This window comes from Cytobacillus oceanisediminis (genome assembly GCF_022811925.1).
Lineage (GTDB): Bacteria > Bacillota > Bacilli > Bacillales > Cytobacillaceae > Cytobacillus > Cytobacillus oceanisediminis_D.
Window position 1 is genome coordinate 1807037 of record NZ_CP065511.1, and the last position, 14715, is coordinate 1821751.

Consider the following 14715-nt stretch of genomic DNA (forward strand, 5'->3'; position numbering starts at 1 on the left):
TTTAATTGTTTTTTGTGCCTTCCTCTAAAAGTTTTACCGCTATAAATAATTTCATTAAATCATTCAAATTAGATGTATATAGCCCGGAAAGATCCGATATTTTTTTGAGTCTGTAATGAAGGGTGTTAATATGTATATGCAAGGCCTCAGCAGTATTTTTCAAGGAATGATTTTGCCTGAACAGTTCCTGAAGAGTTACCATAAGATCCTGTTCATTCATGAATGTGCCGATGGTTCTTTCTATAAAGTCCTTTTTAGTTTCTGGAGATAGATCATCAAATATCATTTCAATGGTCAAATCCTGATCAAATATGATGGTGCCTCGGTCTTTTGCGATTTTTAACGCTCGCTCTGCCTGCATAAATGAGTCGGAAAGGCTGAAGGGAGGCAATGGTTTACCGGTACCAATGCTTACTTCAGCAGCTAGAAGGTTTTCAAGAAAACGATGGAAGCGGGTGACCTTTTCCCCTATACTATTTTCTTTTTTTGCTGAAGAAACCCCGGCTAAAAGCACAATTCGATTGTTGCCCCAGCGAATCAGAATATCATGCGGACCTGCTTCTTTCCAAGATAAAATTCTATTCCAAAGATCCCGATGAAGCAATTGGCTATTTTGCCTGAACTCTGCTATAGAAACCTGTCTGTCAACAGCCAGATTTATTTTCAGCAGATGAGCCCGTTCTTTGAATGCAGGATCCCATTCTTTTTTCTCCAGCCAGTCAAACATAAAACCTTCCAGTGCACGAGCCTGCCAATCGAGCTGCTCTGCAAAGTAACTTTCACTGATAAATAACTCTGTTAGTTTGCGGATGATTTCTGCGAATGGGGAAATTTTATTGGGATTTCCGGTTATGCCAATAACGCCAACTGTTTCCCCTTTAAAAAAGATCGGCAGGTTAATACCCGCTTTTACACCCTGAAGGCGTGACTGATCCTCCCTGGTAATAATCAGCTTTTCCTTATTTTTCATGCTAAGAAGTGCTCCTTCATGAAAACTGCCTATTCTGCCTGCATCTGTACTTGCAATGATCACCCCGCAGGTATTGGCAACTATGATATCTTCCTGAAGAAACTGACGCACTTCAGCTATAATTTTTTCAGCCAGGTCAGGCAACAACATGTCATATCTCCCTTTGATTTTTTGACTTTATTATATATAAATAAAAAACTTCCTGCGAATTTTCTAATATCCCTTTTAAAAACCGGGTATATTCATTATGATAAGGGTTAGAAAAATTTCGAAGGGGACAGGTATGATATGTGGAAAGACGTAAGAAGTTGGCTGGATAAACTAACACCTGCCCAAGTAATATCCGGATATTATTTATTGGCAGTATCTGTATCGGTACTTTTATTAAGAATACCGGCTGTACATAAACCAGGAGTGGCGGTTGCATTTATTGATACGGTTTTCACTGCTGTAAGTGCAGTCAGTGTGACTGGTCTGTCTGTGGTTGATATATCAGAAACATACAGTGTTTTTGGTTATTTTGTCATCATGTTCATCCTTCAGTTTGGCGGAATAGGGATCATGGCGCTGGGCACATTCTTTTGGCTTCTGCTGGGCCGCAAGATTGGATTAAGAGGGCGCCGCCTCATAATGGTCGATCATAATCAATATGCTTTGTCAGGCCTGGTCAATTTAGTAAAAGAAATCATTAAAATTATATTAGTGATTGAAACGCTTGGTGCACTAATATTGGGTTTTCATTTTCTTAAATATTATCCGGCATGGGATGACGCATTCCTGCATGCGCTGTTCGCATCTGTCAGTGCAACAACCAACGGAGGCATGGATATTACAGGAGCCTCTCTTAAACCATATGCCGGCGATTATTTCGTGCAGCTGATCAATATTATTCTGATTACTTTAGGAGCTATAGGTTTTCCTGTTCTTATCGAATTAAAGCAATATTTATTTCGGAATAAATGGGATCAGGAACCATCTTTTCGCTTTTCCTTATTTGCAAAATTGACGACTGTTACGTATGCCGCCCTTCTTGTGTTTGGTACGGTTATATTGCTCATCATGGAATTCAATCAATATTTTAAAGACATGAACTGGCATGAAAGCTTCTTTTATGCATTCTTCCAATCCGCAACCACCCGGAGCGGCGGTTTATCAACCATGGATGTAAATGAGTTTACAATGCCTACTCTCATCATAATGAGTATTTTAATGTTCATCGGGGCATCACCGAGTTCTGTCGGCGGGGGCATCAGGACGACTACCTTTGCTGTGAATATCCTTTTTATATATCACTTTGCCAAAGGAAATCGGGATATAAAAATATTTAAAAGAGAAATTCATGAAGATGATATTCTGAAGTCCCTTGCTATCACATTGCTTGCAATTGGAATGTGTTTTCTCTCTGTTGTCATTCTAAGTATTACAGAAAAGCAGATGGAGCTTATTGAAATAATTTTCGAGGTCTGTTCAGCTTTTGGTACTACAGGTCTATCGTTAGGAATCACACCTGAATTATCAATGATCGGGAAATGTATCATAATGGCCTTAATGTTTATTGGAAGAATTGGATTAACTTCTTTCTTATTTATTATAGGCGGCAAAGAAAAACAGCCGAATTTTCATTATCCTAAAGAGCGAGTTATTATTGGATAAAAAGCAGCCCGGAAGTTAATTCCGGACTGCTTTTTTTGTCTATACCCATCGCCTATGCGCTTGGGCTTTTCTTATTAATCCGTCCCGCGGCTGACATCCTTGGTAGGATGCATGAATGGGTAGCCTTGAGGCGGCTTTTTGCTTTCAAGGAGTTCTTTGTTTTCCGATGTATTCCAGCCGATATCATTTGTCGGATGAATCCATTCCTCACCTGCCATCACTGCAGGATCTGTTTCATCGCTCCAGTTTTCCAGCGGTGAACTGTCCGAAGAATAATAACTGTCCCCAATGGTTACGCCAAAAGAATTCTTGAAAGGCGGCTGAAGTTTCATGCCTGTGTCTTTAAAGCTCGGTGCTTCTATTTGATGTGGAAGTGTCTCATCAATGCCAATGTTTTTGTTATCTTTATTATTTTTATTAGTCATAGCGCTCATTCCTTTTTACTCTATTTTTTGCACCGCAGTAAAATTTATGATTGTAAAATAAGGAAGACTCAGATAGGAATGAAACCGTGTTTTTTACTAAAAATAAAGCTGTGTTAAACCTGAAAATGGATTTAGCACTATGAAATATATTTCAGGAGGAGATTGGGATGGCCAAACGAAAAGCTGAGTATAATGCCGTTGAAAAATACAGCAAAACGCCTAAGAAGAACCTTCAGGAATCAGAGTTTTCAGCAGAATTCAGCCAGGGAGAGAATCCCATGAAAATGGCTAACCGCAATTCCAAGCATGGGAGAGAGGGAAGAGCCTAGTGGATCATAATAAACCACGAAAAAAAGGCCGGCAAAATGGCTCGGCCAATGTAGAATTCGGTATGGAGTTTGGTGATATAAATGCCGGAAAACTTTATGAGCTGCCATTTATGAACCGTGATAAAGATAAAAAAAAAGATCGGGATAAATGCTAAAAAACCGGCAGATTCCTGCCGGTTTTATCATTCATGTATATGGCCAGTAAAGATGGAAACTGTTTCTGTGCTTGAGTCGAAATAGGCAAGCAGAACAGAGTCACTCTTTTCAATTATTCCATCCTTAATATATTGTTCAATATCAAAAGATAATCTTTCACTTAAGGTATGTTTGTATATTTCTTTTTCATTCAGCTGAAGGCTTAAGAAGCTTTCTCCCAGCTGGATTGGATTTTCAAGCAGAGACTGGTAAAGCTTTGATCTTTCGGATTTTTCAAAGCTTGGCTGCCACCAGGGTTTTCTAGGCTTGTATTTTTGTTTTGAAATATAGTCAAACTTCATAAGGCCTTCTGCTATATCCAAATCAGCAATTTCTTTTGATTGCAGGAATTCAAAAAGGCGTTTGAAAAGATCCTCAAGCTGATGGCCAATTCTGGACCATCCTTTTTTCTCCCAATAACTTCCAAATTCCTGGAAGAAATCGAATGGAGTCGGAAATACTTTTGTAACCAAATATTCAACGGTCGCATCCATTCTATGATCATTCCAATATTTCTCTAAAACATCTTCAACTTGTTTAATGCGAATGATGTCATCAAAGGATAAAACATTATTTCCAAGTATTTCATATGGTGAATGGTCCATATAAATATATTGATGATCTTCTGCTCTCAAGCGAAGCCCGGTGCCTCTCAGCATTTTTAAGAAGCCGAGCTGGAGCTCTTCGGGCCGCATTGCAAAAACATCATTGAATGTTCTTTTGAATGAATCATAATCTTCCTCCGGCAGTCCGGCAATTAAGTCAAGATGCTGGTCGATTTTTCCTCCATCCTTTACCATTGTGACCGTGCGGCAAAGTTTGTCAAAGTTCTGCTTCCTCATGACCAATTCATTGGTATAGTCATTAGTCGATTGTACACCAATTTCAAATCGGAATAATCCTGCCGGAGCTTCCTTGTTTAGAAATTCAATTACTTCCGGTCTCATGATATCTGCAGTGATCTCAAATTGAAATACAGTTCCCGGCAGATGTTCATCGATTAAAAATTGGAACATTTCCAAAGCATAACTGCGGCTTATGTTGAAAGTGCGGTCCACAAATTTAAGGGTTTTGGCACCATTCTTCATTAAATATCGGATGTCATCCTTAATTTTTTCCCTGTCAAAGTAGCGCACACCTACTTCAATAGAGGAAAGGCAAAACTGGCAGCTGAAAGGGCATCCCCGGCTGGTTTCTATATAAGTGACCCGTTTAGAAAGGTGGGGAATATCTTCTTCAAAGCGGAATGGTGAGGGCAGCTCGCGCAAATCCAGCTTATTCCGCTGCGGATTAATACGAACCTGGCCATTTTCCCTGAAAGCAAGTCCATGCACATTTTCCATATTCATGGTGCCATTCAGCTCTGTCAGCAGCTGTTTGAATGTTTCCTCACCTTCCCCGATAACAATGTAATCAAATTCTTTTATATTGTTCATCCAATCCGCAACATCATATGTCACTTCAGGTCCTCCGACTGCAATATGAATGGAGGGGTCAATCTTTTTTATCATTTTAATGACCTTAATGGTCTCTTCGATATTCCATATATAACAGCTGAATCCGATCACATCAGGTTTTTTGCGGACCAGATCTGTAACGATATTCATTACCGGATCTTTAATTGTATATTCGGCTAATTCCACATTGAATTCAGGCTGAGCGTATGCCTTTAGATAGCGGATCGCTATATTTGTATGAATGTATTTGGCATTAAGCGTACTGGCGATAACTTTCATTTATTTTTGAACTCCCTTTTTAGCAACTTAAACATCATATAATTGTATCATATTTTTGAATGAAAAAAAGGAAGTAAAACATTGACATATGATAAGGAAAATAAACTATACTAATTATTATAATATTTATAAAAATTCAACAATTTGCATTGAAACTATAGTAAGATAGTTGAAAAATATAATATTTAGCTGGGAGAGGGAATGAATGAAGGTAAGTCTTTTTGCAACATGTCTGGTAGATATGTTTCAGGGAAATGCAGGCAAAGCAGCTGTTGAATTGCTTGAGCGCCTGGGATGTGAAATAGATTTTCCGGAATCACAGGTCTGCTGCGGCCAGCCTGCCTACAACAGCGGCTATGTGAAAGAATCAAAGGAAGCCATGAAAAGGATGATCACAGCATTTGAGCATGCAGAATATGTTGTTTCCCCTTCTGGATCTTGCGCCTATATGTTTCATGAGTATCCGCATGTTTTTAAAGGTGACTCTGTGTGGGAACTCAGAGCAAAAAAGCTTGCAGAAAAAACATACGAACTTACTCAATTTATCGTTGAAGTTCTAAACGTGGACGATGTCGGGGCAAAGTTAAAAGGAAAAGCCACTTATCATACATCCTGCCATATGACCAGGCTTCTTGGTGTAAAAGAAGCACCTGTGAAATTATTAAAAAATGTGAAGGGCCTGGAATTCGAAGAGCTTCCCGGCAAGGAGCAATGCTGCGGTTTTGGCGGTACCTTCTCCGTGAAAATGGCTCAAATATCTGAACAAATGGTAGATGAAAAAGTTGGGCATATAGAGGAGACTGAAGCAGAAATCCTCATTGGAGCTGACGCAGGGTGCCTGATGAATATTGGAGGCAGGATCGGAAGGCAGGGAAAACCAATAAGGGTTATGCATATTGCTGAAGTGTTAAATTGCCGTTAAGCAATTAATGGACATGCTTTCTTGCAAAGCAGGAGAGACAGTTTTGAACGTTGATAATTGTCTAGCGTAAGCAGCCTGCCCCCTTGGGTGTCAGGGGTGGGTTAGGCGCTTGCGCTCTTCTTGAGGGGGAATAAAAATGGCTATGAAAATAGGAACAAACGACTTTAAGGATCGTGTAGATTCCGGAATAAGCAATTCCTTTATGAGAGGCGCAGTTTCAGGTGCTCAGGAAAGGCTTCAGACAAGAAGGCTTGATGCTGCAGCAGAACTTGGAAATTGGGAAGAATGGCGGTCGCTTTCAGAAGAAATTCGCCAGCATGTACTTGAAAATCTTGATTTTTACTTATACCAGCTCAGCGAAAATGTAGCTAAAAGGGGCGGGCACGTTTATTTTGCTGAAACTGCAGAAGAAGCCTCTGCCTATATACGGGAAGTAATTGAAAAGAAGAATGCAAGAAAAGTAGTTAAATCAAAATCGATGGTAACCGAAGAGATTCATTTAAATGCCTCACTGGAAGAGGCTGGATGCCAGGTCATTGAAACTGATTTGGGGGAATACATCCTTCAGGTGGACGACCATGATCCCCCTTCACATATAGTGGCGCCTGCACTTCATAAGAATAAAGAGCAGATTCGGGATGTGTTTGCAGAAAAACTGAACTATCAGAACACAGAAAAGCCGGAAGAACTTGCATGGCATGCGAGAGAAATGCTGCGCCACGAATACTTAACCGCAGATGTTGGCATTACGGGCTGCAACTTCGCTGTTGCTGAAACCGGTTCAATCACCTTAGTGACTAATGAAGGCAATGCAGATCTAGTCACTGCCTTGCCTAAAACGCAAATTACGGTAATGGGCATGGAAAGGCTGGTCCCGACTTACGAGGAAATGGAAGTGCTTGTCAGCATGCTGACAAGGAGCGCTGTTGGACAAAAGCTTACGAGTTATATTACTGTTCTGACTGGTCCAAAAGAAGAACTCGATGTCGATGGTCCTGAAGAATTCCACCTGGTTATAGTGGACAATGGCCGCTCTTCGATTTTAGGAGGGGAGTTTCACTCCATACTCCAATGTATCCGCTGTGCTGCATGTGTAAATGTTTGTCCCGTATATAGGCATGTTGGCGGTCATTCCTACGGATCCATTTATTCAGGCCCGATTGGAGCGGTCCTGTCACCCCTTTTAGGCGGCTATGATGATTATAAGGAATTGCCTTATGCTTCAACACTTTGCGGAGCATGTACGGAAGCCTGTCCAGTCAAAATCCCTCTTCATGAACTTCTTCATAAACACCGGCAGGTAATTGTCGAAAAAGAAGGAAGGGCTCCCGTATCGGAAAAGATGACCATGAAGGCTTTTGGGCTGGGGGCAGCTTCACCGTCCCTTTATAAGCTGGGGTCAAAGCTGGCACCGGCAGCCATGAATCCATTTACCGCAGGCGACAAAATTACAAAGGGACCAGGCCCATTAAAGGCCTGGACAGAAATCAGGGATTTTCCAGCTCCTAATAAAGAAAGATTTCGCGATTGGTTCAAAAACCGGCAAAAAGGAGGCGGAAAGCAGTGAATGGAACAATTCAGAATCGAGATGCTTTTTTAAATAAAATTGCAGGCAGATTGGGCAGGAAAAGAAGAGTTACTGGAGTGGAAAGACCGGAATGGAGCTTTAACCCGCAGGATGCAGTCTTGAAAGAAGCAGATGCTGATGAGCTTCTTGAAGCTTTAAAGACTCAGTGTACGAAAATCCACACTGACCTTGTTGTAACCAGTGCTGCCAATTTGACTGAAACGCTAAAAGAAATTGTAGCCCAATATGGCGGGGGGCCAGTTGTGACCTGGAAGGATGATCGCTATAGACAGTTTGGGCTTACACCTCTATTTAAGGAAATTTGGCCAAAAGCGAAAGTGGAAGTATATGAATGGGATTATTCTGAAAAAGGAAGAAATATTGAATACGCAGAACATGCAAACATCGGCATCACGGTCAGTGAAATAACTCTGGCTGAATCAGGCACAGCAGTCTTGTTCAGCAGCAAGGATCACGGGCGGTCAGTCAGCTTTCTCCCTGCTGCTTCTATCATCCTTATTCCGAAAAGCACCCTGGTCCCGCGCATGACACAGGCAGCAAGGATCATTAGGGAAAGGGTAAACTCAGGGCAGCAGGCACCATCCTGCATTAATTTCATTACTGGACCAAGCAACTCTGCTGATATTGAGATGAACCTCGTTGTTGGTGTACATGGGCCTGTTAAGGCTGCGTATATTGTTATTGAAGATTTATAATGCGTGAGGCACCTGGCATCCGGTTTTTATAAGGACGAGAAAAAACGCCAAACTTTTGTTGGCGTTTTTTCTGAAAGCGTCCCAGGCGAGATTCGAACTCACGACCTACAGCTTAGGAGGCTGTCGCTCTATCCAGCTGAGCTACTGGGACAAAATAATATAACACAGTTACTTATTATAATCCCATAATCAAAAATGGTCAATAGTTCTGCCTAAAGTAAAAACCGGCCAGTAATATATGACCGGTTTCTGTACTAACTTGTAAGTTTTTTACGATAAAATCTGGCATATGCCCTTGATCTATCTTTTAGCTTCTTTAGCTGTGATGTTTTCAGTTCTATAATAGGCTGTGCAAATGAAGTAATCAGTTTGCTTGAGAGAAGCAAAGTCAGCAGCAGCGATATTCCGGCAAGCAGCAGGAAGTTTTCCGGTTTGCTGAAAAAGCCCTGTACATCACTTTCCCTGAATACCCGTACAAAGAATCCGTGAAGCAGATAGACATAAAGTGTATTTTTTCCTAAATCAGTAAAGAAATATTGTTTGCGGGGCACAAAAGCAAAGAAGCTAAATACCATAATTAAACTTAGGACATAAAAGCCCAATCTCGTAAAGACTGCCCCAATCGAAGCTGTCCCCATTTCAGTATATGGCTTTGAACCAAGCAGCCACTTATAATCCACTTCAGGATAGAGATAAAAGCCTATAAAGACTACAGCAAAAATAGCTAATGCACTAATTCTGAACTTTGGCTGGAATAGCGCATAAAAATGCTCTTTTTTTAAATAATACCCCATTAGGAATAAAGGAAAGAACACAAATGTTCTGGATAAACTTAAATAATTTGAAATCCAATCGGCATATCCGACAGCAAGCCCAATGATAAAAGCAGCTGCCAGGGAATAAACAGCTTTATACTTTGCAAAGAATAGAAGCATGATATTCCAGCAGAACATGCTGATCAGGAACCATAAAGACCAATGAGGATTAAAAGGATCCAATTCAAAGGTGCCTTTATTATATAAAAAATAATAGAAAATCGAATAAATAACCTGAAAAATAATATATGGCAGTATGAGCTTTTTTGCAATTTTCTTTATATAGCCTTTTTTATAAAAGCCTTTTGCAAAAAAACCGGATACCAGTATAAATGCTGGCATATGGAACGTGTAGATTACCTTATATAAAGTATAGATTGTTTCATTATCTTCAATAAAAGAGCGGAGTAAATGTCCGAATACGACAAAGAAGATTAAGATAAACTTCGTGTTGTCGAAGTAAAAGTCACGTTGTTTCATAAGTCCTCCTCTATTAAAGACCCCCATAAATACTCTTTCTTTCTTTACCCACTTTAACATGAAGCAAACTTCTTTTCTCGTGTAAATAGAAGGTTTAATTTACAGAAAAAGTAAAAAGTTCGAACTCTGAAATTGCTGTCATACTACTTAGAACTTCCTGTTATACAAAAAATATTTGCTTATTAGCTCATATATTATATGGCTTGAATGGTGTAATGTAAATCTGTTTCAAATTTTATTTGTAGAAATTCATTTTGTCGCAGATAAAAGGGAGTAGTTCGATTAGTATGTCATAGCTGATGATTACGTGAAGCAATCAGGTTTATTAAGAGAAGATTTTAAAGGAAAAAGTACAGGAATGGCTGTATTAAAATGAAAAATTGGAAAAATAATCTTCAAATGTCTTTTTGTTCTATTATAATGAATTGAAAGAATAGTAAAAAAGAATTAGATATATACTAGTTCAATTGTTCGCATCTGGTTAAATCACAAAGGGGGAAGTAATGTTGAAAGGAGTAAGAAAATTTATACCGGGCAAGAAGGAAAGAAAAGAATCGTCGAAGTCAAAAAAGCTTAGCATAGCCAAGTATTTAAATAAAATGGCCAGTACGAAATGGTGGAAGAACCTGAAGCTTGGCCAGAAATACGGGGTTGCGCTTTTTGTGACCATTGGACTATTCACGGTTTCCACCGTTCTAACTTTCTTCTTGCTGACAATTGCCAATTCAAAACTGGAGATTGTTAAGGATTCTGGGGAAAAGGCCATTAAGATTACTGAATCAGCGGCCACTTTTCATCATAAAGGGAGCACGATTGGAAACTTTATCATTGACTCCAATCCCAAACATTTAAAAACATTTGATGAGCTGACAGAGGATTTTAATAAATTGAAAGAGGAAATTTCTCCAGAACTGAGCGATTCAAATTTAAAAGCCCTTTTTAGGCAAATCGATGAAAATGATCAAAAAATCACCAGTTTATTTCATGATGTCATCGAGCCAGAAGTGAAACTGCAGCATGCAAGAGAATATAGGCTGGGAAAATTGCAGGCAGATAATATTATTTCTGAAACGGTTGATAAATTAAATACCCTCAGCAGCATGATGAAAGAGGATCAGCAAAAGGCTGTGACTTCTGCTAAATCTGGTCTTATCCTTACTTTAATAGTACTTGGCATTTCAATCATCATTTCTGCTATCCTGGGAATCGCAAGTATCCTTTTTATAGGACGTATTATTTCTAAAAAACTAACTGCCATTGTCCAATTCTCAAATGATATTGCAGGAGGAAACCTCAATGCAGATTCAGTGGAATATGAGGGTGATGATGAAGTAGCACAGCTTAGCAGAGCCATGAATTCCATGAAAGTAAAACTGCAGACCATGATTCAGGAAATTAATGCGGTTTCTGGGTATGTGACAGAAAGAAGCGGAGAACTGAATATTGCTGCAAATGAAGTGAAAGCAGCCAGTCAGCAGGTTGCTTCAACCATGCAGGAACTATCCGGAGGAGCTGAGGATCAGGCGGGCTCTGCAACACGTTTATCTTTAATGATGGACGAGTACCTGGAAAAAGTGAAAGAAGCTTCATACAGCGGTAATGAAATAAAGAGTGCTTCCACAGAAGTGCTATTGCTTACTGAGAATGGAAACAAGCTAATGAAGGAATCCCAGGAACAAATGGGATTAATTAACCAAATAATGAAGTCATCTGTGGACAAGGTAAATGGACTCGATGATCAGACAAAACAAATCTCCAGATTAGTTAAGGTAATAAAGGAAATTGCAGACCAGACCAACCTCCTGGCATTAAATGCAGCAATTGAAGCAGCCAGAGCCGGTGAGCATGGAAGAGGTTTTGCAGTAGTGGCAGATGAGGTTAGGAAACTGGCTGAGCAGGTATCATACTCGGTTTCAGATATCACTAAGATTGTCGGGGGCATTCAAGCAGAGTCAAACAGTGTGGCCACGGCACTTCAAACAGGCTATGTTCAAGTTGAAAAGGGAACTGAGCAAATTCAATTGACGGGACAAACATTCCAGAAAATTTACGAGGCAGTTAACTCAATGTCAACTAATGTCAGTGACATATCCCGCAGCCTCGAGCAGGTTTCCATAAATTCTTCCCATATGAACCAGTCCATTGGCAGTATTGCCGCAGTGTCCGAGGAATCTGCTGCAGGCATCGAACAAACGAGTGCATCAATGGCTCAGACTAACCATTCAATGGAGGAAATCTCAGACAATGCACAGTCCTTGTCGGAATTGGCAGAACAATTAAATGAGATGATTGCAAAATTCAAATTGTAAAATCAAGGCATACTCTTGACAGGGTATGCCTTTTCTTTTCCCCCAGAACCCTTTGATATGAAAAATTAATAGGACAGTTTTCTCAGAGATTTAAAGGTTTTAGTCTGATTTTGTAGAAATATTTAATTAATTGCATATCCCAATAGGAGGAAATAGAGTGGTCATTATGAATCAGGAAATCAGGAGACTCTATGCCAGGATTGAGACTTTGGAAAAGGAAAATAATATTTTGTCCAATGATAATTCACCTAAATATAATATATTCTCACGCTCAAAAGATGGAATTTTAATTTTTGATAGCCAGGAGAGAATTGTTGATGTCAATCCATCGTTTGCTGAAAGCTTAATGATGGATAAACAGCACCTTATTGGCAGGAACCTGTCTGACATCGTGCCGAAAAATAGGCATTTCAAGCTTGAAAAGCAAAGGGAACTGTTGAAGAGGAAGGAAAGTGTCAGGGGCATTCTGCCAATATATAACGGCAGAACGATAATAGAGTTTGATTTTACTACCAGCATCCTTAATGATGGCGGTCTTTATATGTGCATATTAAGAGATGTAACAAGTAAGCGGCTCCTCGAACGGAAAGTGAAAAAGAATGAAGATCTGTATGCTGACCTATTTATCGAAGCCCTGGATGGAATCATTTTTTGGGGCGGGAATGGAGAAATCATCGATGCGAATGAAGCTGCTTGCCGAATTTTTGAATGTACTCATGATGAGCTTCTCAAGAAAAAGATAAAAGATTTTGTATATGAAAAATCGGAAAGATACAGAAGCATTGTTAAAGAGATGTTCGTTAAGGGAAGCATACGAGATGAGCTTGTTTTTCTTATGCCAAATGGCCAGTTCAAATCTTTGGAGTTTACTGTGAAATTGAACTCCGTTGAAGGCTACCATATGACTATCTTCAGAAATGTCAGTGAGCGTCACGCTATGGAAAAAAGCTTGAGGGAAAGCGAACAAAAATTCCGCATGATATTTGAAGGTGCCCTTGAAGGTATTCTTCTCTGGAACGATCAGTTTGAAATAGTCGATATTAATCAATCAGGTCAGAGAATGCTTCAGATGACAAAAGAGGAGCTTATCGGTTTATCTCTGTATAGTATTTTGAATGACTGTAATATAAGCGATGATGAATTAAAGGAACAGATAAAAAACATACACTCTGCTGGGCAATCAGACGGTAACCTTTCCATTACTCTGAAATCAGGCAGAAAGAAATTTTTTGAGTTTTCCAACAAGCTGAATATTTTTTCTAATATCAGTATGACAACATTTAAAGACATTACTGAGAAGCTGGAAATGGAAGAACAGCTTCGGAAATCAGACACTTTGAATGTCATTGGAGAATTGGCAGCAGGAATTGCCCACGAGATCAGAAACCCGATGACAGCTCTTAAAGGCTTTATACAGCTGCTTGAGGGCAGTGTGAAGGAAGATCATACTATGTATTTCAATGTGATTACCACGGAGCTTAGCAGGATTGATTCAATTATTAATGAATTTCTCATACTCGCTAAGCCTCAAGCTGTCAAATTTGTGGAAAAAGACATATCTCAAATCATGAAGGAAACAGTCGATCTCCTTACTGCTCAGGCTGTGCTGCATAATGTTCAATTCAGGACTTATTATGCAAAGAATTTGCCAAATGTTTTCTGTGAATCCAATCAAATGAAAAAGGTTTTTATCAATATTATAAAAAATGCGATTGAAGTCATGCCTAAGGGTGGATATATTACTGTATCCATTCAGAAAGGGTTTGATCAAAAAGTTCACATATCCATTAGGGACGAAGGAACAGGAATTCCCGCGCATAAAATAAAAAAGCTTGGTGAACCTTTCTATACTACAAAGGAAAGAGGCACTGGACTTGGCTTAATGGTTACATATAAAATTATTGAAGAACATAAGGGAACAATTGAAGCGGAAAGCAAATTGGGGGAAGGAACTGTATTCCATATCTATTTGCCCTATATTTTAAAGGCGGGAATGAAATGACAGTCAGAGTTTATTCTAAAAAAAACACACCGGCAGGAGACATTTACATTGTCATTGAAAATGGGATCCTTTCGGCTTTATACATGGGGGAAGAAGATTTTCTCGAAGGGGAAGAAGTTTTATCATTGCAATTTGATCCCTCCGACTCTTTAATCAAAAAGTGTACAATCCAGCTTGAGGAATACTTTGACGGGCAAAGGAAAGAGTTCGACATCCCTATAGAACCTCATGGCACTGAATTTCAAAAAGCAGTCTGGAAAGAGCTTTGCCTAATCCCATTTGGTGAGACAAGAAGTTATCAGGACATTGCTGTCAAAATAGGAAAAGAAAAAGCAGTGCGGGCCATTGGACAGGCAAACAAGGCCAATCGCCTTCCGATCATTATTCCGTGCCATCGGGTTATCGGAAAAAATAACTCGTTAACCGGGTATGCAGGAACCCGAACTGAAATTAAAGAAGTACTGCTATCCCTCGAGGGGGCTAATTATATTAAATAGCTCTATCTTAAATCACCTCTAAGGTGATTTTTTTATGGGGATATTATATATGTGGTTGACTGGATGATTATAATTCGATTATCATCTAATTAGATGATA

The 14715-nt window shown here is 39.5% G+C and carries 13 protein-coding genes and 1 tRNA gene; 9 read left to right on the forward strand and 5 right to left on the reverse strand.

What is annotated here, in order from left to right:
- Window position 1: 1 nt before the first annotated feature.
- A complete protein-coding gene (locus tag IRB79_RS09300; RefSeq protein WP_243508201.1) occupies window positions 2–1120 on the reverse strand; it encodes a CdaR family transcriptional regulator in 1119 nt (372 codons plus the stop codon).
- Window positions 1121–1258: 138 nt separating this feature from the next.
- Between IRB79_RS09300 and IRB79_RS09305 the strand changes: the two genes are divergently transcribed.
- Window positions 1259–2623, forward strand: coding sequence for a TrkH family potassium uptake protein (locus tag IRB79_RS09305; RefSeq protein WP_243508202.1), 1365 nt, complete (start codon window positions 1259–1261; stop codon window positions 2621–2623).
- A 74-nt stretch (window positions 2624–2697) separates the two neighbouring features.
- Here the strand turns inward: IRB79_RS09305 and IRB79_RS09310 are convergent, their stop codons facing one another.
- A complete protein-coding gene (locus IRB79_RS09310) occupies window positions 2698–3048 on the reverse strand; it encodes a DUF3905 domain-containing protein (RefSeq protein WP_243508203.1) in 351 nt (116 codons plus the stop codon).
- Window positions 3049–3215: 167 nt separating this feature from the next.
- Here IRB79_RS09310 and IRB79_RS09315 point away from each other — a divergent pair, with 167 nt between their 5' ends.
- Together IRB79_RS09315 and IRB79_RS09320 are read left to right on the forward strand one after the other, a co-directional pair.
- Window positions 3216–3377, forward strand: coding sequence for a hypothetical protein (locus IRB79_RS09315; RefSeq protein WP_166672519.1), 162 nt, complete (start codon window positions 3216–3218; stop codon window positions 3375–3377).
- Complete coding sequence (locus tag IRB79_RS09320) at window positions 3377–3532, forward strand: hypothetical protein (protein WP_243508204.1); 156 nt, start codon at window positions 3377–3379, stop codon at window positions 3530–3532. Before IRB79_RS09315 ends, IRB79_RS09320 begins: the two co-directional genes overlap by 1 nt.
- A 27-nt stretch (window positions 3533–3559) precedes the next feature.
- Here IRB79_RS09320 and IRB79_RS09325 read toward each other — a convergent pair whose 3' ends face one another.
- Window positions 3560–5308: a B12-binding domain-containing radical SAM protein gene (locus tag IRB79_RS09325; RefSeq protein ID WP_243508205.1), complete on the reverse strand. Its 1749-nt coding sequence runs from the start codon at window positions 5306–5308 to the stop codon at window positions 3560–3562.
- A 205-nt stretch (window positions 5309–5513) separates the two neighbouring features.
- Here IRB79_RS09325 and IRB79_RS09330 point away from each other — a divergent pair, with 205 nt between their 5' ends.
- The 3 genes from IRB79_RS09330 (at window position 5514) to IRB79_RS09340 (ending at window position 8513) form a co-directional block, all read left to right on the forward strand.
- Complete coding sequence (locus IRB79_RS09330; protein WP_243508206.1) at window positions 5514–6230, forward strand: (Fe-S)-binding protein; 717 nt, start codon at window positions 5514–5516, stop codon at window positions 6228–6230.
- Between the two features lie 136 nt (window positions 6231–6366).
- Entirely contained in the window at window positions 6367–7797 is a 1431-nt protein-coding gene (locus IRB79_RS09335; protein ID WP_243508207.1) for a LutB/LldF family L-lactate oxidation iron-sulfur protein, read from the forward strand.
- Window positions 7794–8513, forward strand: a complete 720-nt coding sequence (locus IRB79_RS09340; RefSeq protein WP_243508208.1) for a LutC/YkgG family protein — start codon at window positions 7794–7796, stop codon at window positions 8511–8513. Before IRB79_RS09335 ends, IRB79_RS09340 begins: the two co-directional genes overlap by 4 nt.
- Window positions 8514–8590: 77 nt before the next feature.
- Here the strand turns inward: IRB79_RS09340 and IRB79_RS09345 are convergent.
- A tRNA-Arg gene (locus tag IRB79_RS09345) sits at window positions 8591–8664 on the reverse strand.
- Window positions 8665–8767: 103 nt separating this feature from the next.
- On the reverse strand, window positions 8768–9808 hold the full coding sequence (locus tag IRB79_RS09350; RefSeq protein ID WP_243508209.1) for an acyltransferase family protein: 1041 nt from the start codon (window positions 9806–9808) through the stop codon (window positions 8768–8770).
- A gap of 503 nt (window positions 9809–10311) precedes the next feature.
- On the opposite strand from IRB79_RS09350, the gene IRB79_RS09355 reads away from it, so the two are divergent.
- From IRB79_RS09355 to IRB79_RS09365, 3 genes are all read left to right on the forward strand, one after another.
- The gene (locus IRB79_RS09355; RefSeq protein ID WP_243508210.1) at window positions 10312–12117 is read left to right on the forward strand and encodes a methyl-accepting chemotaxis protein; all 1806 of its coding nucleotides are present in this window, start codon (window positions 10312–10314) and stop codon (window positions 12115–12117) included.
- A 166-nt stretch (window positions 12118–12283) separates the two neighbouring features.
- Complete coding sequence (locus tag IRB79_RS09360) at window positions 12284–14119, forward strand: PAS domain-containing sensor histidine kinase (RefSeq protein WP_243509327.1); 1836 nt, start codon at window positions 12284–12286, stop codon at window positions 14117–14119.
- Window positions 14116–14616, forward strand: a complete 501-nt coding sequence (locus IRB79_RS09365) for a methylated-DNA--[protein]-cysteine S-methyltransferase (RefSeq protein WP_243508211.1) — start codon at window positions 14116–14118, stop codon at window positions 14614–14616. The genes IRB79_RS09360 and IRB79_RS09365 overlap by 4 nt, the downstream gene beginning before the upstream one ends.
- The last annotated feature ends 99 nt before the right edge of the window (window positions 14617–14715 follow it).

Excerpts from the sequence above, each read along its gene's own strand:
- IRB79_RS09310 (WP_243508203.1), bottom strand. The coding sequence starts at position 3,048 with ATGACTAATAAAAATAATAAAGATAACAAAAACATTGGCATTGATGAG.
- IRB79_RS09325 (WP_243508205.1), bottom strand. The coding sequence starts at position 5,308 with ATGAAAGTTATCGCCAGTACGCTTAATGCCAAATACATTCATACAAAT.
- IRB79_RS09300 (WP_243508201.1), bottom strand. The coding sequence starts at position 1,120 with ATGTTGTTGCCTGACCTGGCTGAAAAAATTATAGCTGAAGTGCGTCAG.
- IRB79_RS09360 (WP_243509327.1), top strand. The coding sequence starts at position 12,284 with ATGAATCAGGAAATCAGGAGACTCTATGCCAGGATTGAGACTTTGGAA.
- IRB79_RS09355 (WP_243508210.1), top strand. The coding sequence starts at position 10,312 with ATGTTGAAAGGAGTAAGAAAATTTATACCGGGCAAGAAGGAAAGAAAA.
- IRB79_RS09305 (WP_243508202.1), top strand. The coding sequence starts at position 1,259 with ATGTGGAAAGACGTAAGAAGTTGGCTGGATAAACTAACACCTGCCCAA.
- IRB79_RS09315 (WP_166672519.1), top strand. The coding sequence starts at position 3,216 with ATGGCCAAACGAAAAGCTGAGTATAATGCCGTTGAAAAATACAGCAAA.
- IRB79_RS09350 (WP_243508209.1), bottom strand. The coding sequence starts at position 9,808 with ATGAAACAACGTGACTTTTACTTCGACAACACGAAGTTTATCTTAATC.
- IRB79_RS09365 (WP_243508211.1), top strand. The coding sequence starts at position 14,116 with ATGACAGTCAGAGTTTATTCTAAAAAAAACACACCGGCAGGAGACATT.
- IRB79_RS09330 (WP_243508206.1), top strand. The coding sequence starts at position 5,514 with ATGAAGGTAAGTCTTTTTGCAACATGTCTGGTAGATATGTTTCAGGGA.
- IRB79_RS09335 (WP_243508207.1), top strand. The coding sequence starts at position 6,367 with ATGGCTATGAAAATAGGAACAAACGACTTTAAGGATCGTGTAGATTCC.